The sequence below is a fragment of the Pseudomonas farsensis genome (genome assembly GCF_014268805.2).
GTDB lineage: Bacteria > Pseudomonadota > Gammaproteobacteria > Pseudomonadales > Pseudomonadaceae > Aquipseudomonas > Aquipseudomonas farsensis.
The window spans coordinates 519,899-540,750 of the sequence record NZ_JABWRF020000003.1 but is presented as its reverse complement, the minus strand read 5'-3'; the positions used below and the strand labels follow the sequence as shown (position 1 = coordinate 540,750).

Genomic DNA, 20,852 nt, shown 5'->3' with positions numbered 1-20,852 from the left:
CCTGCCACCAAGCCCAGCAGAATGCTGGTCAGATCAACAGCCATGGTTACCCCAACGCTCAATGACGAATGCTGCGCAGCTTATCAGGGCTAGCCCAGGCCGCGCTTATGCCTGCTCGGTTTCCGGCGCCTGGCACAGGCGTGCGTACTCCTGCTGTGCGCGGCTGTCGCCTGCGCGGGCGGCCTGGCGCAACAGGTCATGGCCGATGCGCCGGTCGCGGGCACTGCCGCAATCCCGGCAGAGCATCTGCCCAAGCCGGCTTTGCGCAACGACCACGCCTTGGCGCGCCGGCTGCTTGAGCATGCGCCCGGCCAGGTGTTTGACGCGGGGTTTGTCACCCAGGCGCGGGCTGTCGAGCAGCCACGGGGCCACTTTCAAGGAAAAGCGCTTTTCAGCGGGCAACGACGGGGATGCAGCAGAGGGGGTGTGAGATTTACCGAGGAGCTTCATGACCGACAGCGAGGGTGGACTCAAGAGGCGCGCCACTCTACTCCCTTTTTGCGCTGTGGCCCAACCCGGAGCGTAGCAAAGCGCGCTTTTTTTCGAGGTTTTTTTCTTGACGATCAGCAGGCAAAAATGCAGCTGCGCCTTGGACGATTGATTGTAGGACATTACGGCAAAGCGCTGGCACGCCCGTCCTAGAGCAAGCCCTCGGGACAATCCACAGAACCTGTGGATAACTCGGTGGACAACCCCGGCATACACCCCGCAAACCCTTGTGAAATGGGGCCTACAGTCAAACTGACGATTTTTTCACCAGTACAAATTAGTGTTTTTTTTCATTGACTTAAGCGTGCGGCCAAGTCATCGGCAAAGCATCCACAGCCTGTTGCAGTCTGGTTACAGGTGCCTGCCCGCGTGTGTACAAGTGCACCAGCAGGCGGCACGGCGATGCACGAAAACCGCACATTCATGGCAGCTACCCTGGGTTTACCCCTCTTCCCAGCAGCCCGCAAAGACGACATAATGGCCGGCTTGGCGAGGCACCAGCAAAACGCTTGCCAACTTCAATTTTCTGCTGTACTGTTCGCCCCGTTAGTACACCAGCTGAAAGTCAATTCTGGCCATCAAGTCCTTGCAGCCTCGCTCGCACCTTTTGCTTGCGCTGCCCCCTCGGACGGCCCATTCGCTGATTCACTCTGCAAACCATTGCCCGAGCGCGAATCACGTCTCAGATTGATCAGGATCTTCCCCGACGCCTAGAACCTTGGCCCGGAGTGTTGCCTGCCTTCTGTAGTACCTACCAGTCAGCCCAGCGCCTACATTTAATTGCGCACCTCTGGCTGCCCTGTTCCAGTCAGGTTATTCGTCTCCGTAATAAAGACGTCACTGGAACGTTTCTATTGTTCACGGATCAGACACCGTGTCTTTCGCAGGAACATTCTAAACATGTGCCAACAACAACAGATCCACGCCGCATTCGGCAAACTCTCTCAGGCCTTCGCTCCACTGACGTGCCTTATCGTTGCCCCCCGCAAGGGCAGCTTCAGTTTTACCCTGGTCGACGAATATGGCGTCGCCTGTCACACCGAGCGCCTGTACCCGGACCAATACAACCGGGCAGAACCGCTGCAAGCGGTGATCGAGCGCACCCGCCAGTCGCTGACCGCATGAATGAATGGCGGCAGATTCACAGCATGAATAACCGCCATTTTTTGCAGCCTGAGTACGATTGGCTTAATTGCCTACGGGCATATGCCCAGCACTCTCAGGCTGCAATCGATTTAAAAACAGCCCTTTACAGCACGCTTATCACACTACACTTCAACTCGAGCGGTGCAGACCGCTTCCGACGGGCCTGATCCCCCACCAGCTGCCAAGCTCCAGCGCCCGTCGGCCCTTTGCAGATGAGGGCATCATGGGCATTGCTGCGAACGAGTTGAGTCAATACGTGATCCGGCCAACGCTGGTTTACCTGAATCGTTACTGCCAGAGCGCCGAAGCTTTGTTACTGGGCGTTGCGGCAAGCCAGTCGGCATTGGGCGCGGCCCTGCACGACCGGCGCGGTCACGGGCTGTACCGCATCACCAGCCAACGCCACCGCGTGCTCTGGGACGATTTCCTCGCCCGAGACCCGGACCTGGCCAGCCTGGTACGCGGCCTTGCCAGCCAACACGCCTTCCTGGGCGGCCCCCACCTGGAACTCACAGTCAACCTGCGCTACGCCACGGCCATTGCCTGGATGCTGATCGAGGAGCAGGCCACCCCATTGCCTGCCGCCGACGACCTGCAAGGGCTGGCACGAATCTGGCGCCAAACATTCCATCCGCAGGGCCGCTTGCGTGACTTCACCCAGGCCTGGCACCACTGCGTCGAGCCGGCAGCCACCGTTAGCATATGAGAAGACCTCTCATATAAAACTCTGAAAAATGGAATTATGGTCGGATTGTCCTACAAAACCGCTCTATCTCCTGCGTTTTAGCCTATAGCGTGGAGCGAGATTTGTTGGTAGCTTTTCGCCCCGGAGAACCCAAGGAGTTTCTAATAATGAAAAAAGTAATGCTCAAAACCTCCCTCGGCATCGCCGTGGCCATCGCTTCAAGTCAACTGTTCGCGTCGGGCTTTGCGCTCAACGAACAGAGCATCAGCAGCATGGGGACAGGTTTCGCGGGTCGTTCTTCTTCTGCCGAAGATGCCAGCACCGTTTACGGCAACCCTGCCGGCATGTCGCGCCTCAAGCGCGAGCAGATCACCGTCGGCGGCGCCGCGGTCATTGCCAAGACCGACATTTCCGGGCCTGGCAGCAGCAAAGGGGGGGAAACCGACGGTGACATGGTGCCGGTCGTCGGCGTACCGATGGGCTACTACGTCAAACCGCTGGATGACCACTGGAGCATCGGCTTCGGGGTCTACGTGCCATTTGGCCTGGTGACCGACTACGGTAGCGACGACGCCGCTCGCTACTGGGGCAAAAAGAGCCACGTTGAAGTGGTGACCTTCCAGCCAACCGTCAGCTACGCGTTCAACGACAAAGTGTCGATCGGCTTCGGCCCGACAATCAACCGTATCGAAGGTGAGCTGGGCTCGAACCTGGCAAGCGTATCTCCGCTGGCCCCGGCCGATGGCGAGGTCAAGATCAAAGGTGACGATACCGCCGTTGGCTACAACATCGGCATCCTCGTGCAAGCCACCGACCGCACTCGCCTGGGCCTGACCTACCACTCGATGGTGGACTACAAGCTCGAAGGCAAGACCAAGGTCAATTACCCGCTGCTGGGCCTCAATGACTCCAAGTTCGACGCGACCTTGAAGATCAAGACGCCGGAATCGGTCGACTTCTCCGTCACCCATGAACTGGATGACCAATGGACGGTGTACGCCGGCAGTACCTGGACCCGCTGGAGCCGCCTGGAAGCCATCGTCGTCAACAACGAGGTGCCGGCAGGCGCTGCAGGCCAGTTCGCAACCATCAGCGAAGAGCAGAACTGGCACGACACCTGGGCACACGCCATCGGTGCTTCTTACAAGGTCAACAAAGAGTGGACCTTGCGCACCGGCTTCACGGTGGACCAGTCGCCTACCAACAACACCAACCGCTCCCCACGCATCCCTACTGGCGATCGCAAGATCTTCAGCCTCGGTGCCGGTTGGAGCCCTTCGGATGACCTGACCATTGACGTGGCCTACTCCTACCTGTGGGAAGAGGACACCAAGGTCAACAACCAGCCGGACGGCCCTGCCCAGAATGCCCTGCGTGGCAGCTACCAGGCCAAGTACGAAAACAGCGCCCATGGCGTAGGTGCTTCGCTGACCTATCGCTTCTAAGCCGCAGCGTACGCTCGGGGCCGCCCTGCGGCCCCTTTCCGGCTCAAGCCGGCACCGCCCACCTTCCCTCTAGCGACTGCTGCAAAAACTCCATGAATGCCCGCGCCTTGGCGGTCATGGCAAAGCGGTCTGCCACACACAAGAACACATCCATTGGTTCGGTCTGCGCGTAAGCAACGCCTGCGTTGCTGTACTCGAACAATGGCACCAGCCGCCCTGCGTCCAGGTGTGGGCGCACGATAAAGTCAGCCAGCCGGGTAATGCCGCCATCGTTCAAGGCCATCTGGGTCAGCGCATCGACATCGTCACTGATCAGCGCCGGGCCAAACTGCGCCTCGAAACGATGGCCATCACGTACAAACCCCCAGTGCAGAAACCGCCCGTCCACCGGGTAACGAAACACCAGGCAACGGTGCTCGCGCAGCGCTTCAGGGGTTGCCGGCCAACCGGCGCCGGCCAGGTACCCAGGGGATGCGCAGCAGATAAACGGGATGCGCGCGATATGCCGCGCCAGCAGGTTGTCTTCAAGCTGTGGCGTAATGCGCAGGCTGACATCGACGTCTTCGCGAGTGTGGTTCACCTTGCGGTCAGTCATCACCAACTCTATCGAAAGCCCAGGGTAGCGAGCCGCAAAGGCCGGGATCAGCGGCGCCAGCACATGACGGCCAAACGCCGACGTACTGGCTATGCAAAACCGGCCCTGCGGCTCGCTGTCGGGGGCGCTGACCGCTTGCTCGGCCAACGCCAGGTCGCGCTCGATATGGCTGACCTTCTCGTAATAGAGCCGCCCGGCTGCCGTGAGGGCCATGCTGCGTGTGGTCCGCGTGAGCAAGCGTACTTGCAGGTGCGCCTCGAGCCGCGCCAGGTTCTGGCTGACCGCTGCCGGGGTCAGGCCGAGGGCACGGGCGCCACCGGCGATACTGCCGGCTTCAACCACTTTGATGAAGCTGCGAATGGTATTGAGCAGGTCCATGTCTGGCCTCGGCATTCGTAAGTTTCCCTTTATAAAGAACTCAGCACCGGAGGTCTACAGGGTTACCTGCGGCCGTTGTTAACCTGCCCGCACATTCACACCTGTCTTGGAGCTTTCATGACTGAACTCTCTTCCCCACGCACCCGCCGCAAGCTGCGCCCAAGCGCCACGCCTTACGTGTTCGCTTTTTATATGTCGGCAATCATGGCCATGCTGATGTGCTTCGTGATCACCGCCGCCAACGCAGGCATCGACAGCCAGTACCTGAGCAACGTGTTAAAGGCCTACCAGCTGGCGATGCCGGTGGCCTTTCTCTGCGTGCTGATGGTCAGGCCGGTGGTTGTGCGCCTGGTGGCAGTGACCGTGCATCCGCATTGAACTCAAGGCTGCGAGGCAATGGCCTTTTCGATGGCAGCGGTAAACGCCGGGTCATCGGGCTTGGTCAGGCTTGAGAAATTGCCGATCACCTTGCCCTTGCGGTCTACCACGTACTTGTAGAAGTTCCACTTTGGCGCGCTGCTCTGCCGGGCAAGTTCGGCGAACAGCGGCACCGCATCCTTGCCGCGCACCGCTTGCGCCTTGGCCATGGTGAAGGTGACGCCATAGTTGGCGTAACACACCTTGGCTGTTTTCTCGGCGTTGTCGTCTTCCTGCTTGAAGTCGTTGGACGGCACGCCGAGCATTTCCAGCCCCTGCTCGTGATAGTGCTTGTAAGTGGCCTCAAGCCCTTCGAACTGCGGGGCAAAACCGCAATAGCTGGCGGTATTGATTATCACCAGCGGCTTGCCGGCGTAACGCTGGCAGAGGTCTATGGTTTGCTTGCCACGCAGCTCCGGCAAACTGCCCTGCAACAGGGCCGGGCAGTCTGCAGCCCAGCTAGAAGTACTGGCAGCCAAAGCCAGTACCGGGATCATCAGCCAGCGAGCATGCATTGTCGGGTTCTCCTGCAAAGGTTTCCATGAACCTGCAGGGTAGCGCCTAACAGATGCTCATGCCCAACTGCATCAACGCCAGGCCGCCCTTTTGCCAGCCCCACCACACCAGCGCCAGCACCCCTGTGGCGGCGATAACCAGCGCAGCACGCCAGGCCAGGCTCATGCCGCTTGCGCCTGCAAGCGTGCCACCGGGCGTTCACGCACCGGCCAATTCAGCGCGGCGGCCATCACGCTAAGCAGGATCGACAACTGCCAGACAAGGTCGTAGTTACCGGTTTGGTCATACACCACGCCGCCCAGCCAGCCACCCAGGAAAGCGCCCAGTTGATGGAACAGGAACACGATCCCGCCCAGCATCGACAGGTTGCGCACGCCGAACAGCGTAGCCACGGTGCCGTTGGTCAGCGGCACCGTCGATAGCCACAGCAGGCCCATGGCGATACCAAACAGATACGCGCTGTACTGCGTGACCGGTGCCCACAGGAAGAGGATGATCACCACCCCGCGCAGCAGATACAGCCCGGTAAGCAGGCGCGGCTTGGACATGCGCCCGCCCAGCCAGCCGGCGGTATAGGTACCGACAATGTTGAACAACCCGACCAGCGCCAGCACCGTGGTGCCGGTGGTCGCCGGCAAATGCTGATCGACCAGATACGCCGGTAGATGCACCCCGATGAACACCACCTGGAAGCCGCAGACGAAAAAGCCCAGTGCCAGCAGCCAGAAACCTGAATGGGTACAGGCCTCGCGCAGCGCCTGGCCGAGTGTCTGGTCAGGGCCTTTGACCACCATCGGCTTGTCCCGCAACAGCCCCACAAAGGGCACAATCAGCGCCACCAGCATACCCAGCACCAGCAACGCCGCCGACCAGCCAAGCCACTGGATCAAGCCCTGGCTGCCGGGCAGCATAGCGAACTGGCCGAACGAGCCTGCAGCGCTGGCGATGCCCATGGCCATGCTGCGCTTCTCGGGCGGCACGGCGCGGCCGACTACGCCAAGGATTACCGAGAACGAAGTGCCGGAAAGGCCGATACCAATCAACAAGCCGGCGCTCAGCGAGAGCGACCAGGGCGAGTCGGCCATGCTCATCAGCACCAGGCCTGCGGTATAGAGAATGCCGCCGATGATGACCACTTTTGCCGCCCCCAAGCGGTCAGCCAACGCCCCGGCGAACGGCTGGGCCAGGCCCCAGATCAGGTTTTGCAGGGCAATGGCGAAGGCAAAGACGCCGCGGCCCCAACCAAAATCGGCGCTCATCGGCGCCAGGAACAGGCCGAAACCGTGGCGCACTCCCAGCGATAGCGCAAGGATCAGCGCGGCGCCCAGTAATACCCAACCGCTGGTACGCCATAGCGAATTCATTATTGTTGTCTCCGGCAGCTCGCAAGGTGTTTGCAGGTATCGTCCCGCTCGTGCACATCAGGCCGCAGCTTAAGGCGGCGCTGAAATGATGGACACCGGCAGCGACCTGTTGCAAGAGTTTTCCGGAGGACAGGTATTATCTATTTACGTTCCGGGCTGCAAACGCTTGAGAATAGGCTTGAATGCACGGGTCGCCCGACGTGCGACCGGGTCCGGTGTGCCGTCCTCAATCGCCTGCCAGTACACACCCGGCACCTTGCCTGTACCCAATTCATAGTCCATGCCATCCCAGCTGTCTTCGCGAAAGCTGTAGAACGCCCAATGCAGCTGCTCGCGGTCGAGCACGCTCAGTACATCCTCAAGATATTGCTGACACCCTGCCAGGCGGCGCATGCAACCGAACTCGCCCACCACCAGCCGCTTGCGCGGCAGTTGCACCCGCTGCGCCCAGCCCAGTGGCTTTTGCAGGTACTCGGCCACGCGCTGGCCATTCCACTGCACGCTTTGCCCGCCGAAGGGTGCCGGGCCAGGATAGGGGATGGGTTTGTCGCGGGTAAGGTTCGGCGCGCTGGTGGCCGCGTAGGGCTCGTACATGTGCACGCTGTACAGCACCCGCTCATCCTCCAGCGCCGCCGGCCAGTAGCTGAAGGCATCGGCCGCGGCGTACCAGCCAGCATCGACCATTACCGGGGTGGTGCCATCGACTTCGCGGATAGCTGCGATGACTTGCCGATACAACGCCGGCAGGTCGCGGGCACTGCCCTGCTGCTGGGCATACCAGGCCTGCATCTGCGCAGCGCTCGCGTGCTCGGCCAACCCGCCCTTGAACTCAGGGGCCGGCTCGTTGATCAAGTTGTAGGCGGCAACCGCCGGGTGGTCCTTGAGCGCAGTGGCCAGGTCACGCCAGAAGCGTGCGGCCTGCTGCCAGTAGCGCTTGTCTTGCCAGAGCCTGTCGTCGAACTGGCCCTGGTTGTTCTGCGCCCAGCGCATGCCGGGCAGCGAGAGCGGTGCGACGACTACCTTGAGCCCGGCAATATGGGCACGGTCGAGTACCGCCATGAGCTGCTGCAAGTCGGCCTCGACGAGCCCTGTGTAATCGTCGGCATCGCCCAGCAGGAAGTCGCGCCTGGCGGGCTTCCACTTGTCGTAGGACAGGCGTACCCAATTAGCGCCGTAGCCTTGCAGTGCATCGAAGTAGGCCTGATCGGGCGGCAAGCGGTTGAAGCTGTTGCCGCCGTGGCGCGCGGCGTCCCAGAAGTCGATCAGGTCGGCGGCGTGGGAGGCTTGGCACATCAGGGCAAGCAGGCAAAACGATATCCAGTGGCGCATCGGAGCAACCCCAGTAATGGAAGGCCCCTCACGATAAAACGGATCACTCTGAGCCATTTCCGCATTGCGCGTGGGAGGTTTCCGTTTTACAGGTCACGCTGCTGGAAGCACTGCCAACCCCACTACCACCGCCAGCTCCAGCAGTTCCAGCAATGCCCCGGCGGTATCGCCGGTGGTGCCGCCCAGGCGCTTGCACATCAACCGCCGCAAGCTGGCGAACACCGCCAACGCCAACAGCAGAATCCACACAGCCGTGGCACCCGCCAGCACCACACAGGCCAGCGCACTGCCCGCCAGCACCCACGCAGCCGCCTGGCGCGGCAGGTGTTCGGCCAGCGCCGCGCCCAAGCCGCCCTTGCGCACATACGGCGTGCACAAAAACAGCCCGAGCATCGCTGCCCGCCCAATCACCGGGGCCAGCAGCAGCACCGCGCCCGCACCACGCTCCACCAGCACCCACAGCGCGCAGAATTTCAGCAGCAACACCAGCACCAGCGTGACCACCGCAATCGGCCCGCTGCGCGGGTCTTTCATGATTTCCAAGGTGCGCTCACGGTCGCCAAAGCCACCCAGCCAGGCATCGCTGCTGTCAGCCAGGCCATCCAGATGCAACGCGCCACTGAGCAACACCCACAAGGCCAGCAGCAGCGCCGCATGCAACGGCGCCGCAACGCCTTGCAGCAGAGCGCTCGCCAGCCACAGCAGCAGGCCGAACAAGGCACCGACCACGGGGTAGAACAGCAACGAGCGGCCCATTTCGCGTGGCGCCGGCATGCCCGGCAGGGTCACCGGCAAGCTGCTGAGAAACTGCAAGGCGATCCACAACGCCAGCATCTAGACGCCCTCGTGCAACTGGCCGCCCCGCACGTGCACACGCATCAGCGCGCCGTGCCCGACCTCCACCTGCAACAGCTGCTCGCGTGGCAGGCCACGGGCGCGCGCCAGCAGCAAACGCATCACCCCGCCATGGGTCACCAGCAGCACGCGCTGGCCGGCATACTCGCGGGCCAGGGTTTCGATACTGCCAAGCACACGCTGGGCAAACTCGAGCACCGGCTCGCCGCCAGGCGGGGTATAGCCATAGGGGTCGTTCCAGAACTGCCCAAGCGCGTCGGCCTGGGTCTGCATGATCTGCGCAGCGCTGCGCCCTTCCCAATCGCCGAAATGCAGCTCACGCACCCCAGCTTCGCGGTGCACCGGCAAACCCAGCTGCGCACCCAGTTCGTCAGCGAACAATGCGCACCGCTGTAGCGGCGAGCTGACCAGCACGTCCCACGGGCCGGCACTGGCCACCGCGTTGCGCATCTGCGCCCAGCCGGTCTCGGTCAGGGCATCGTCGAGGCTGCCGCGCAGGCCGCCACCCAGTTCGGTCTCACCATGGCGCAGCAGGTCGAGGATCATGCCGGGCGGTCCGCCACGGCAGCTTCAGCAAAAGTCGCCATCTGCCCGTGCAGGGCACAGGCCAGGCGCAGCAACGGCACGGCCAAGGCGGCGCCACTGCCCTCGCCCAGGCGCAAGCCCAACGCCAGCAGCGGCTCGGCCTGCAGGGCCGCCAGCAGGGCCTTGTGCCCAGGCTCGGCGCCCTGGTGGGCGAACAGCAACCAGGCGCGGCACTGCGGGTTCAGGTGCGCCGCGACCAACGCCGCAACGCTGCAGATAAAGCCATCTACCAGCACCGCCACGCCATGCTGGGCGCAGGCCAGGTACGCGCCGGCCAGCGCGGCGATTTCTAACCCGCCAACACACCTCAGCGCCTGCAACGGCGCATCGGCGCGCAAGGCGTGCAGCACCAGGGCGCGCTCGATCACCTCAGCCTTGTGCCGCACACCGGCAGGGTCCAGGCCGGTGCCCGGCCCGGTCAGTTCCTGCGCCGGGCAGCCCAGCAAGACGCTGGCGACGGCAGCGGCAGCCGTGGTGTTGCCGATGCCCATTTCGCCGCCTATGAACAGCTGCGCCCCGGCATCCACCGCGCGCAGTGCGCTGTCGCGGCCCGCTTGCAGGGCCGCCGCCAGTTGCGCATCGGTCATGGCCGGCTGGCGGGCAAAGTTGGCAGTGCCCGCGCCCAGGCGCAGATGGTGCACACCTGGCAGCTCCAGCGCGGGGTCAATGGTGCCAAGGTCGACCACTTCAAGGCTGGCGCCAAGCTCGCGGGCCAGCACGCTGATTGCAGCACCGCCGCCAACGAAGTTGCGCAACATCTGCCCGGTGACCGCTTGCGGGTAGGCTGAGATGCCCTCCTCGACCACGCCATGGTCGCCTGCAAAAATGCTGATCGCCACCTGGGTAAGCCTTGGCCGCTCGCAGCCTTGCAGGCCGGCCAGGCGAACCGCCAGGCCTTCGAGCTGGCCGAGTGAGCCGGCCGGTTTGGTCAGCTGCTGCTGGCGGGCGCGGGCCTGGTCCATGGCGGTGGTGTCGGGGGCTTGGCAGGCATCACGCCACCACATCTGGGTCATAGAGCAGGTCCTTTAAGCATGAGAGGAAGGCCGGCAACGGTCAGCACCACCCGCTCGCAACGCGCGGCGGCGGCCTGGTGCAGCAGGCCTGCGGCATCGACATAACGGCGGGTCAGCTCGCCCATGGGCACCACGCCCAGGCCGGTTTCGTTACTGACCAGAATGATCATGCCGGGCAAGGTGCGCAGGCAATCGAGCAGCGCATCGCGCTCCTCGACCAGCCGCTGCGGGTCGTCGAGCAGCAACAGGTTGGTCAGCCATAACGTCAGGCAGTCCACCAGCAGGCAACGCTCGACGCTGGCCTGGGCACGCAACACGGCTGCCAGCGCCAGGGGTTCTTCGATCAGCGCCCAGTCGGCAGGGCGGCGTTCACGGTGCAGGCGCACTCGCTCGTTCATTTCGCCATCCAGCGGCTCGCTGGTGGCGATATAGGTGACGGCAAGGCCGCTGTCCTTCGCCAGTTGTTCGGCGAGGTGGCTCTTGCCTGAACGGGCGCCGCCAAGAATCAGGTTACGCATGGGCAATACCACATAGCGCGCGCAGTTGGTCGGTGTCCAGATGCTGCTCGACAAGGTCGGCCAGGCGTTCGATATCGCGCTCGCGCAGCGCCTCGTAGTCGACCATTTGCACGTCTTCGAGCCCGGCCCAGCGCAGCAGCGCGGCGCAGGATGCGGTGCCTTCGAACAGGCCATGCAAGTAGGTGGCAAGGATCTGCCCGTCGGCGCTGATGGCCCCATCACAGCGGCCATCAGCCAGCTGCGCGGCGGGGCATTCAAGGGCCGCGCCGCAGGTAACGCCGGCGTGAATTTCGTAGCCGCTCACCTGCGCCTGCGCAAGCGCCAGGGTGCCGGCGACATTGCGCAGTTGCTTGTCGGCTTCGAGCACCGTGGTGTAGTCGAGCAAGCCAAGGCCTGCGCTGGAGCCGGCAGGCCCTTCCAGGCCCAACGGGTCGTGCACTTGGCTGCCGAGCATCTGCAGGCCGCCACATATGCCGATCAACTTGCCGCCATAGCGCAGGTGCCGGTCGATGGCCGTATCCCAGCCACGGGCGCGCAGGTGGGCAAGATCGGCGCGCACGCTTTTCGAGCCCGGCAGGATGATCAGGTCGGCGGGCGGGATGGGCTCGCCGGCGCCGATAAATTGCAGGTCGACCTGCGGGTGCAGGCGCAGCGGGTCGAAATCGGTGTGGTTGCTGATGCGTGGCAACACCGGGACGATCACCTTGAGCACCCGTTCGCCCTTCTGGCCCTGGCGCCGGTCGATGCCGTCCTCGGCTTCCAGGTGCAGGTCGGTGACGAACGGCAATACGCCCAGCACCGGTTTGCCGGTGCGCTGCTGCAGCCAGTCCAGGCCCGGTTGCAGCAAGGCGATGTCGCCGCGAAAGCGATTGATGACAAACCCTTTGACCCGCGCCTGCTCGCTCGGCGAAAGCAGCTCCAGCGTACCGACCAGGTGGGCGAAGACCCCGCCACGGTTGATGTCGGCGACCAGAATCACCGGGCAGTCCACCGCCTCGGCAAAACCCATGTTGGCGATGTCGCCGGCACGCAGGTTGATCTCCGCTGGGGAGCCGGCTCCTTCGACCATCACCACACTGTAACCACTGCGCAGGCGCTCATGGGACGCCAGCACCGCCTGCATGGCGATGGCTTTGTAGTCGTGATAGGCGACGGCGTTCATGCTGGCTACCGCGCGGCCGTGGATGATCACCTGGGCGCCGGTGTCGCTGTTGGGTTTGAGCAGCACCGGGTTCATGTCGGTGTGCGGTGCCAACCGGCAGGCCTGGGCCTGCACCGCCTGGGCGCGGCCAATCTCGCCGCCATCGGCCGTCACCGCGCTGTTGAGCGCCATGTTCTGCGGCTTGAACGGCACCACCCCGACGCCCTGGCGCAACAGCCAGCGGCACAAGGCGGTGACCAGCGTGCTTTTGCCGGCATCGGACGTGGTGCCTTGCACCATGAGTGTGCTCATGCGGATACCTGTTGGTACTCGAGCAGCGCCTGGCTCAGGCGCTGCATCTGGAATTCGTCGGCAGGCAGGCCGAAGCGCAAGGCCGCAGGCTGCTCGAACAGGCGCACCAGGATGCCGCGCTGGGCAAGAAAGTCATGCAACTGCACCGCCTGCTCGCACACGACGTACTGGAACAGGTCGCAGCCGCCGCTGGGCGCAAGCCCGCTGCTGCTCAACACGGCTACCAGCCTGCGGCTGAACCTGGCGCAGCGCTGGATTTGCATCAGATGCGCCAGCTCATCGACCAGGCACGCTTTGCCCAGGGCACGGGTCGGGCCACTGATGGTCCACGGCCCAAGGGTTTCGGCCAGCGCATCGAGCACGCAAGGTTCGGCCATGACAAAGCCCAGGCGCACGCCGGCAAGGCCGAAGAACTTGCCAAACGAGCGCAGCACGATCAGCCCTGGTTGCGTAGCCAGGGCGCACAGGCTGAGCATCGCGGTGTTGTCGATGAACGCTTCATCGACCACCAGCCAGCCGCCGCGTGCAGCCAGCCGCGCATGCCAGGCCAGCAGGCGCTCGCGTGGCACCAGGCGGCCGGTGGGGTTGTTCGGGTTGACCAGCAGCAGCACATCGAGGCTGTCGAGCTGACCGTCGACCTCATCGTCGGCAAGCTCCACCAGCGTGTGCCCCGCCTTGCGCCAGGCGTGGCCGTGTTCGGCATAGCACGGCGACAACACCCCAACCCGGCCAGTGCTGCGCAACTGCGGCAAGGCCTGGATCGCCGCCTGGGAACCTGCCACCGGCAGCAGCACTGTGGCGTTGTAATAGGCGCGCGCCGCCTGTTCGAGGCCGTCTTCGGTCTCTGGCAGGCGTGCCCAGGCTTCTTTGTCAATGGTCGGGACCGGGTACGGCCAGGGCGCGATGCCGCTGGACAGGTCAAGCCAGTGCTGGCGAGCAATACCGTACTGCTGTACGGCGCGCGCCAAGCGGCCACCATGTTCAAGCATAGAAATACCCCCCCAAGGCAATCACCAGCAACCACAGCCACACCCCGCGCTGCACCAGGTTCCAGCCACGCTCGATGGCATCGGCGTCGGCCATCGGCCCTTCCCCCAGGCGTGGGCGCTCATGCAGCTCGCCGTGGTACACCGCCGGGCCGCCCAGCTCGACCGCCAGCGCACCGGCACCAGCCGCCATTACCGGGCCTGCGTTGGGGCTGTCCCACAAAGGCCCCTGCTGGCGCCAGCAACGCAGTGCCAGGCGGGTCTTGCCGAGCAGCGCATAGGTCAGCGCCACCAGCCGGGCCGGAACATAGTTGAGCACATCGTCGATACGCGCCGCGCACCAGCCAAAGCGCTCGAACCGTTCATTACGATAGCCCCACATCGCATCCAGGGTATTGCTCAGACGGTACAACACCACGCCCGGCGCCCCAGCCACGACAAACCAGAACAGCGCGGCGAACACCGCATCGCTGCCGTTCTCCAGCACCGATTCGGTGGCGGCGCGGGCCACGGCCGGCTCGTCCAGCTCGCGGGTTTCACGGCTGACCAGATAACCGACGCGGGTACGCGCCTGCTCAAGGTCCCCCTGGCGCAGGGCCTGGGCCACCGGCAGCACATGCTCGCCAAGGCTGCGCAAGCCCAGCGCGCAGTACAACGCCAGTACGTCCACCAGCCAACCGATGTAGGGCAGCCATGACAGAATCAGCGCCAGCAGCGTCAGCGGCACCACGGCGATAAACCAGGCGCTCACACCATGGCTGCGCCAGCCCCGGCCACTGGCGTTCAGGCGTTTTTCCAGGTTGCTCGCCAGGTTGCCGAAGCCCACCAGCGGGTGGCGCCGCTGCGGCTCGCCGAACAAGGCGTCCAACGCAACGCCTGCGACGGTCAGCAAAGCCACGCTCATGGGCGCTCTCCCCAGTGGTTCTCAAACAGCATGTCGTGCAACGGACGCTCCTCGGCCCAGTTTTCCATGACCAGCATCGGCGCCGGGTAAAACGCAGCAACCGGCCCCAGGCACAACACCGCCACCGCTTTTGCGCCGGCCGGCATGCCCAGCAGCTCGCCCAGCGCCTGCGGGTCGAACAGCGACACCCAGCCCATGCCCAAGCCCTCGGCACGCGCGGCCAGCCACAGGTTCTGGATAGCGCAGGCAAGCGATGCCAGGTCCATCTCCGGCAGGGTGCGGCGGCCAAAAATATGCGGCTCGCGGTTGTCCATCAATGCCGCGACCAACACCTCGGCGCAGTCGCCGATACCCTCGACCTTGAGCTGCATGAACGCATCGGAGCGCTCGCCCAGTGCCTCAGCGGTGCGCAGGCGCTCCTGCTCGACCAACGCCTGGATACGCTCGCGCAACGCACGCTGGCTGATGCGGATAAACCGCCATGGCTGCATGAGGCCGACGCTGGGCGCCTGGTGCGCGGCGCTCAGCAGGCGCCCGAGCAGCTCAGGCGCCACCTCGCCACCGATGAAGTGGCGCATGTCGCGGCGCTCACCGATGGCCCGGTAGATAGCCGCGCGTTCTGCGTCGCTGTAAGCGTGTTCATTCATGGTCGCAACAATGCCGCCGCCGCATCGGGGTTGGAAGGGAAATAGAAGTGTACGTATGAAGCCGTCAGCCGGCCGGTGCGGTACACCGCTTCGTTACCGCGCCCGCCATTGGGGCTCAGGCCGCGAGCGATGGGCTCAAGCTCGGTGCTGGTCAGCGAATGGTGATACGTGTGCCCACGCAAAGTGCCTTCAGGCAGCTCGACCGCCTGTAGCGCCAGCGCAGCCAGGCGCTTCTGCATGGTTGCCTCGCCGCTCAGCAACCCCAGCAGCGCGGCGCGCTCGCCCGCCACATCGGTCAGCGCATCGAGCAGGTAAAGCATGCCGCCACATTCGGCCAGCAGCGGCTTGCCCTGGGCGTGGTGGGCACGGATCGCCTCGAGCATCGGCGCATTGGCCGCCAGCGCGTGGTGGTGCAGCTCCGGATAGCCGCCGGGCAAGTACAGGCTGTCTACCGCCGGCAGCTCACGGTCGTGCAGCGGCGAGAAGAACTCAAGGTGGGCGCCCAGATTGCGCAGCAGCTCAAGATTGGCGCCATACAGGAAGGCAAAGGCTTCGTCGCGGGCCACGCCAATGCGCACCCCGGCCAGCGTAGCGGCGGGTTGCTGCAGCAGCGGCGCGGCAAAGCTGACCGGCGGCGGCAAGGCCGCATCGCAACTGGCGCCGAGTGCTTCGGCGGCGGCATCCAGGCGGGCGTCGAGGTCGTTCAGCTCGCTGGCCTGCACCAGGCCTAGGTGGCGGCTGGGCAACTCGATACCCCGCTCGCGGGACAGCCCGCCATACCAGCGCAGGCCTTCGGTCAGGCTACCTTCGAGCAGTTGCGCATGGCGCAGGCTGCCGACCCGATTGGCCAGTACGCCAGCGAATGGCAAATCGGGCTGATAGCGCGCAAGGCCCAGGGCCAGGGCGCCGAAGGTCTGGGCCATGGCGGTGCCGTCGATCACCGCCAGCACCGGCACGCCGAAGTGGCGGGCAAGGTCGGCACTGGACGGGGTGCCATCGAACAGCCCCATCACCCCTTCGATGAGGATCAGGTCAGCGTCGACCGCCGCCTCCCACAGCAGGCGACGGCTTTCGTCGGCGCCGATCATCCACAGGTCGAGCTGGTACACCGGCGCGCCGCTGGCCCGCTCGAGAATCATCGGGTCGAGAAAGTCCGGGCCGCACTTGAACACCCGCACCTTGCGCCCCTGGTTACGGTGCAGGCGTGCCAGGGCCGCAGTGACCGTGGTCTTGCCCTGCCCCGAAGCCGGGGCGGCAATCAGCACGGCCGGGCAGTGCCGGGGTTGGCTCACAGTTCGACGCCTTTCTGCGCACGAATGCCGGCCTGGAACGCATGCTTGAGCATGCCCATTTCGGTGACGGTGTCGGCCATTTCAATCATTTCAGGCTTGGCCCCACGGCCCGTGACGATCACGTGCTGCATCGGCGGGCGCGCCTGGATGTCGGTCAGCACCTGGTCGAGGTCGAGATAGCCGTGCTTGAGGGCAATGTTCAGCTCATCGAGCACCACGAACTGCACCGCGGGGTCTTGCAGCAGTTGCCGCGATACCGCCCAGGCGGCCTCGGCTGCAGCGATGTCGCGCTGGCGGTCCTGGGTTTCCCAGGTAAAGCCCTCGCCCATCACGTGGTAGCGCACCTCGTCCGGGAAACGGCGGAAGAACAACTCTTCGCCGGTGCTGTTGCGGCCCTTGATGAACTGCACCACGCCGCACTGCATGCCATGGCCCAAGGCGCGTGCAAGCATGCCGAAGGCCGAGCTGCTTTTGCCCTTGCCGTTGCCGCTGAGCACCAGCAGCAGGCCGCATTCGTTGGGGGAGTTGGCGATGCGCTCGTCGATGAGCGCCTTCTTGCGCTGCATGCGCGCCAGGTGGCGTTCGTCGCGTTCGGGGGATTCGCTCATCAGGGGTCTCCGCAAACTGCCGCGCGGTGGCGGCAGGTAAAAGGCGGGCATACGGAGAACGCGCAGGAGCTGCGGCATTAGCCACAGTGCACCGCGCATCACCCTCCGTGATGCCGTTGGCAGTTACAGGCCGGTCTCCGGGCTTGTGAGTGGGGCAAAGGCCCCGGCCTGCGCGCCTTCCCGGGTGAGAGCACCCAGTGGCCGTGCGCGGCGTCGACTCACCTACCGTTGCGGGGGCAGCGCCGGAATCGCGCCATGCTGGCACCCACCGGCTTCCCAGTTTCACCCCGCCAAGGCTTGGCTCGCAGGGCACCTGAAACACGCGCGAAGGTTAGAGGGTTGCACCCTGAGCGTCAATGAACGAAGGCCGCAATGGCCTGGATCAATGGCCGATCTGCCAGCTTGTGCCACACTGAGTACAGTGATATCACTTAGCCAGCACCCAGCTGACCTCAATACAATTACAAGGAGAGCGCAGCATGCAAGGCCTGACCATCAATAATCAGCATCTGGAGTTCCTGCGCCCGGCACTGGAGCGCTGGATCGACTGCATCGACCGTTGCAACCAGTTCCATGGCGACAACGAGGCGCCCTACTGGCATGGCACAGCAGCCAATGTCGGCCTGCTGGCCGCTGCCGCCTGGCAGAGCGAGCTGGCCGCATTGGAGCAGACCGTCAGCAAGAAGCAGCGCGACGAAGGCGAGCGTGACGCCCGCTGCGACCTGTCGATCAGTAGCGCCGAAGCATCCGTGTACTTGCATGCCAGCCAGCGCTGGCCGCGCATTGCGCGTTTGGACATGACCGCGGCGCTGCTGGAAACCGCCGTGCAGGCCAAATGCATCGCCTACCCCAGCCAGCTCAAGGCCGGCGCCCTGTTCGTCACGCCATGGAAGGCCGGCCAGCACGCAAGCCCCGAGGAACTGCAGGACCTGGTGGACGATCTGCAAAAGCACACCGCCTGCGCGGTGGCGTGGTACTTCCCGTATGCCTATCGCAAGCTGCACAACGAGCTGGGGCAGTACTTTCCCGGGGTGGCGTTGCTGCTCAAGCAGGCGTGACCGGGTCAGCCGAAGAAGCGCTCGACCAAGCCTGCATCATTCAGGCGCGCTGCGTAGGCGGCGCGGTCGAACAGCTGGCCGGTGCGCAGGTCATAAACCGGCCCGGACGCGGGGGCGGCCACCTCACTTAACCGCACATTGACGAAGTGGTACTCGGCGCCGCGGATCTCGCGCAGCGAATCGATGCGAAAGTACGAGCCCGGCACGAACAGCGTTTCGGCCTCGTTGGCATGGCCTGAAAACGCGCTGACCGGCGTGCCATTGCGATAGCTGCCTGCTGGCAACTCGAATACCACGGAGGTGTCATCGAAAACGCCCTCAACGCCGCTGGCAGTCTTGAGGTTGTTGTCGGCGGCGAACTGGCGCACCACATACGGGTTTTCGGTAAACGAGGTCAGGTCGGTATTGACCAGCACATCGCCCACATTGAACTGCCCGTTACGGAAGTGCGTACCGCTGGTGCTGCGCAGGCCATGGCCGCCGCGATATAGCGGCACATCGCTGTTTTTCGGCAGACGCTCCAGATCATCAGCGAGCTTGGTCACGTAGTCCACTTCATCGCCGTAGGGGAAATCGCGCACGCCTTCGCGCAGGAAGCGGTGGATCTGCGAATCTTCCTCGGTGTACATCAGGATCAGGTGATTCTTGTAGCGGCCGTCCTGCTGATAGGTGTAGGCCGGCGTGCCGCCGTCATCGACATAATCGAAACCGTTGTCGTCCACTTGCGGGTCGTCTTCATCATCGAGTTCAGGGATATCCTGGTCGCCCAGCAACGCCTCCTGCCGCGCCCGGGCGTTGTCCGAGAGGGTGCGCTCGCGCAGCGCATCCGGGCGCATGTACTCGTCCCAGAACGCTGAAGGCTCGCTGGCCAGGTTGCCGGTTGGCGCGCCACCGGCCAGACGTGGCGGTGCCAGCAACTCCCATTCCCCCTCAGCATTGAGCCGCACCGGGCGCAGGGGCCCGAACGCAAACGGATTGTCGGCAGGCACGATCAGCCAGCTCGATGTCTCCGGGCTATAGCGCACGCGATAGGGAACACCTTCCAGCTCGATCCAGCAACTGCCGTCGGTGCCCATGCGCACCCCTTCCAAGCGGCCCTGCCCTAGCGGCTTTGCATCCAGCACTTCATTGGCCTCGATGCCATCGAGACCGGCCGAGGGCGCCTCAACCACCTCCCAATCGGCCAGCGACGCTTGCAGTTCGTGAAAAGGCGTCTGGTACGAAAGCAGCGCCATGCTACTGCCTGCGCCCACATCGACCATGCTCAGTGCGGCGAACACTGAATCCAGAATCGCCGCACGCATTGCCGCCTGGCGTTGCTGGGCGCTGCCCGCATGCACGGCGGCATCGATATCCAGGCCAAGCTTTGCAAGGGTCACGCCGAGCAACCCCAGCGACACTGGCCAGCCCATCGGCACAAAGCCACCAAAGACCTGCAGGAAAGCGCCGAGATAGCCGCGCCACATGGCCTTGCGCAACTGACTGTTGTCAGTCATGCGTGCGGCACTGCTCTGCATCTGGTTACGCGCCTGCTCGGTAACGAAAGCAAAGAATGAAGGGCCAACCGGCTTGCGGGCACCTTCCAGCAAAACCAGTGCAGCTTCGTCGCTGTCACTGGCACCTAGCGCCGCCAACGCATCGCCCACCGCTTGCAGCGAAGCCGCGTCATGGGGGTCGGCTACCAGGCCGCGCTTGAACCGCGCCACCTGCTCAGTGTTTGCCAACTGTTCCCGTAGCCACTGCGCCACTGCCTGCAGGGAAGCAAAAGCCTGCAAGGGCTGCTCGGCCCACGGCAAGTACAGCAAGACACCACTGCCAGCGCCCTGCAATACATAAAGGCAGGCACCTGAGACCGCTCCCAGCTCGTAGGCTTCGGCTAACGCGCCGTCCGCCACGGCCTGCTCACGCAACTGCGCAAGGGTGAGTTGCGCATCGCTCAAGCCCAACCAGGTGCGCAACTGCTGCGTATCTTCAGGGCTGATACGCCCTTCGCGTTGGGCAACCACGCACTGGCCTAGCAAGTTGACCTTGGCCAGCACTGCAAAGTGGTCCGCTTGCTCGGCCCAAAAGGCGTCGACCTGCTGGCGATACGCCTGGGCAAAGTTCAGCGCCCAGAAGTCGGCCTGTACATCGCGCGGCAGCACCGCCACTTCATTAAGTTCGTCAAAGCGGCTGGCGCGGGGGCCTTGCCGATAGAAGCCGCTGTAGACGCTCAGCTCATCGGACGCCTCCTGAAATGCAGGCTCGAAGCGTTCGATCATCAGCTCAGGAAAGCGCATGGAGCGTGTCGGCGCCTGGTTGTGCGCCCAACCGGTGAAGCTGCGGCCACTGCTGCTAGCTCCGCTGAACTGGTGCCACCAGACCGATTGCGGGTCGAGGTCCTTGCCGGTGTGCTTGCGCAGAATGCGCGCAGCCTCGCTGATTGCTAGCTGGCCGGGGTCTGGGTAGGCGTGCAGCAGGCGCTGCGCCATACGCGTAAGTTCACGGCCGGTGCCGAGCACTGCCAGATTGTGCTGCAAGGTTTGTTCGATGGAGTCCATGGGGCCGCCTCTCTATTGAAGAAGCGCCC

General features: G+C 64.2%; 20 protein-coding genes, 1 pseudogene and 1 riboswitch. Of the genes and pseudogenes, 5 read left to right on the top strand and 16 right to left on the bottom strand.

Annotated elements, in window-relative coordinates; all coding sequences use genetic code 11:
- Nucleotides 1–108: 108 nt before the first annotated feature.
- A pseudogene (locus HU719_RS18710) lies at nucleotides 109–450 on the bottom strand (sel1 repeat family protein); the annotation flags it as partial.
- 939 nt (nucleotides 451–1,389) lie between these two features.
- Here HU719_RS18710 and HU719_RS18705 point away from each other — a divergent pair.
- From HU719_RS18705 to HU719_RS18695, 3 genes are all read left to right on the top strand, one after another.
- Nucleotides 1,390–1,614, top strand: coding sequence for a hypothetical protein (locus HU719_RS18705; protein WP_186519659.1), 225 nt, complete (start codon nucleotides 1,390–1,392; stop codon nucleotides 1,612–1,614).
- 244 nt (nucleotides 1,615–1,858) lie between these two features.
- Entirely contained in the window at nucleotides 1,859–2,341 is a 483-nt protein-coding gene (locus HU719_RS18700; RefSeq protein ID WP_186535747.1) for a hypothetical protein, read from the top strand.
- Nucleotides 2,342–2,487: 146 nt separating this feature from the next.
- Entirely contained in the window at nucleotides 2,488–3,765 is a 1,278-nt protein-coding gene (locus tag HU719_RS18695) for an OmpP1/FadL family transporter (RefSeq protein ID WP_186535746.1), read from the top strand.
- 43 nt (nucleotides 3,766–3,808) lie between these two features.
- Here HU719_RS18695 and HU719_RS18690 read toward each other — a convergent pair whose 3' ends face one another.
- Nucleotides 3,809–4,738 (bottom strand): LysR family transcriptional regulator, encoded by a 930-nt coding sequence (locus tag HU719_RS18690; protein WP_186535745.1) that lies wholly within the window; start codon nucleotides 4,736–4,738, stop codon nucleotides 3,809–3,811.
- 117 nt (nucleotides 4,739–4,855) lie between these two features.
- On the opposite strand from HU719_RS18690, the gene HU719_RS18685 reads away from it, so the two are divergent.
- Nucleotides 4,856–5,116 (top strand): DUF2798 domain-containing protein, encoded by a 261-nt coding sequence (locus tag HU719_RS18685; protein WP_186519667.1) that lies wholly within the window; start codon nucleotides 4,856–4,858, stop codon nucleotides 5,114–5,116.
- A 2-nt stretch (nucleotides 5,117–5,118) separates the two neighbouring features.
- On the opposite strand, the gene HU719_RS18680 is transcribed toward HU719_RS18685, so the two are convergent.
- The 13 genes from HU719_RS18680 to cobO all read right to left on the bottom strand — a co-directional run bounded on the left by HU719_RS18680 (nucleotide 5,119) and on the right by cobO (nucleotide 17,225).
- Nucleotides 5,119–5,670 (bottom strand): glutathione peroxidase, encoded by a 552-nt coding sequence (locus tag HU719_RS18680; RefSeq protein ID WP_186519670.1) that lies wholly within the window; start codon nucleotides 5,668–5,670, stop codon nucleotides 5,119–5,121.
- Between the two features lie 162 nt (nucleotides 5,671–5,832).
- On the bottom strand, nucleotides 5,833–7,035 hold the full coding sequence (locus tag HU719_RS18675) for an MFS transporter (protein WP_186519689.1): 1,203 nt from the start codon (nucleotides 7,033–7,035) through the stop codon (nucleotides 5,833–5,835).
- A gap of 144 nt (nucleotides 7,036–7,179) precedes the next feature.
- Nucleotides 7,180–8,364, bottom strand: coding sequence for a glycoside hydrolase family 5 protein (locus tag HU719_RS18670; RefSeq protein ID WP_186535743.1), 1,185 nt, complete (start codon nucleotides 8,362–8,364; stop codon nucleotides 7,180–7,182).
- 93 nt (nucleotides 8,365–8,457) lie between these two features.
- Nucleotides 8,458–9,198: an adenosylcobinamide-GDP ribazoletransferase gene (locus HU719_RS18665; RefSeq protein WP_186535742.1), complete on the bottom strand. Its 741-nt coding sequence runs from the start codon at nucleotides 9,196–9,198 to the stop codon at nucleotides 8,458–8,460.
- On the bottom strand, nucleotides 9,199–9,765 hold the full coding sequence (gene cobC, locus HU719_RS18660) for an alpha-ribazole phosphatase family protein (protein ID WP_186535741.1): 567 nt from the start codon (nucleotides 9,763–9,765) through the stop codon (nucleotides 9,199–9,201). It lies immediately after the preceding gene.
- Nucleotides 9,762–10,817 carry a nicotinate-nucleotide--dimethylbenzimidazole phosphoribosyltransferase gene (gene cobT / locus HU719_RS18655; protein WP_186535740.1) on the bottom strand — a complete coding sequence of 352 codons (1,056 nt, stop codon included), beginning with the start codon at nucleotides 10,815–10,817 and terminating at the stop codon, nucleotides 9,762–9,764. Before cobT ends, cobC begins: the two co-directional genes overlap by 4 nt.
- Nucleotides 10,814–11,335: a bifunctional adenosylcobinamide kinase/adenosylcobinamide-phosphate guanylyltransferase gene (gene cobU / locus HU719_RS18650; protein WP_186519699.1), complete on the bottom strand. Its 522-nt coding sequence runs from the start codon at nucleotides 11,333–11,335 to the stop codon at nucleotides 10,814–10,816. Before cobU ends, cobT begins: the two co-directional genes overlap by 4 nt.
- Nucleotides 11,328–12,788, bottom strand: a complete 1,461-nt coding sequence (locus HU719_RS18645; protein WP_186535739.1) for a cobyric acid synthase — start codon at nucleotides 12,786–12,788, stop codon at nucleotides 11,328–11,330. Before HU719_RS18645 ends, cobU begins: the two co-directional genes overlap by 8 nt.
- Nucleotides 12,785–13,777 carry a threonine-phosphate decarboxylase CobD gene (gene cobD / locus HU719_RS18640; protein ID WP_186535738.1) on the bottom strand — a complete coding sequence of 331 codons (993 nt, stop codon included), beginning with the start codon at nucleotides 13,775–13,777 and terminating at the stop codon, nucleotides 12,785–12,787. Before cobD ends, HU719_RS18645 begins: the two co-directional genes overlap by 4 nt.
- Nucleotides 13,770–14,678, bottom strand: coding sequence for an adenosylcobinamide-phosphate synthase CbiB (gene cbiB / locus HU719_RS18635; protein ID WP_186535737.1), 909 nt, complete (start codon nucleotides 14,676–14,678; stop codon nucleotides 13,770–13,772). The genes cobD and cbiB overlap by 8 nt, the downstream gene beginning before the upstream one ends.
- On the bottom strand, nucleotides 14,675–15,325 hold the full coding sequence (bluB, locus tag HU719_RS18630) for a 5,6-dimethylbenzimidazole synthase (protein WP_186519714.1): 651 nt from the start codon (nucleotides 15,323–15,325) through the stop codon (nucleotides 14,675–14,677). Before bluB ends, cbiB begins: the two co-directional genes overlap by 4 nt.
- Nucleotides 15,322–16,617 carry a cobyrinic acid a,c-diamide synthase CobB gene (locus HU719_RS18625; protein WP_186535735.1) on the bottom strand — a complete coding sequence of 432 codons (1,296 nt, stop codon included), beginning with the start codon at nucleotides 16,615–16,617 and terminating at the stop codon, nucleotides 15,322–15,324. Before HU719_RS18625 ends, bluB begins: the two co-directional genes overlap by 4 nt.
- Nucleotides 16,614–17,225: a cob(I)yrinic acid a,c-diamide adenosyltransferase gene (gene cobO / locus HU719_RS18620; RefSeq protein ID WP_186519719.1), complete on the bottom strand. Its 612-nt coding sequence runs from the start codon at nucleotides 17,223–17,225 to the stop codon at nucleotides 16,614–16,616. Before cobO ends, HU719_RS18625 begins: the two co-directional genes overlap by 4 nt.
- 111 nt (nucleotides 17,226–17,336) lie before the next feature.
- Nucleotides 17,337–17,557: riboswitch (cobalamin riboswitch) on the bottom strand.
- 147 nt (nucleotides 17,558–17,704) lie between these two features.
- Between cobO and HU719_RS18615 the strand changes: the two genes are divergently transcribed.
- Nucleotides 17,705–18,283, top strand: a complete 579-nt coding sequence (locus HU719_RS18615) for a hypothetical protein (RefSeq protein ID WP_186519721.1) — start codon at nucleotides 17,705–17,707, stop codon at nucleotides 18,281–18,283.
- A gap of 5 nt (nucleotides 18,284–18,288) precedes the next feature.
- Here the strand turns inward: HU719_RS18615 and HU719_RS18610 are convergent, their stop codons facing one another.
- On the bottom strand, nucleotides 18,289–20,823 hold the full coding sequence (locus HU719_RS18610; protein WP_186535733.1) for a dermonecrotic toxin domain-containing protein: 2,535 nt from the start codon (nucleotides 20,821–20,823) through the stop codon (nucleotides 18,289–18,291).
- Nucleotides 20,824–20,852: the final 29 nt, after the last annotated feature.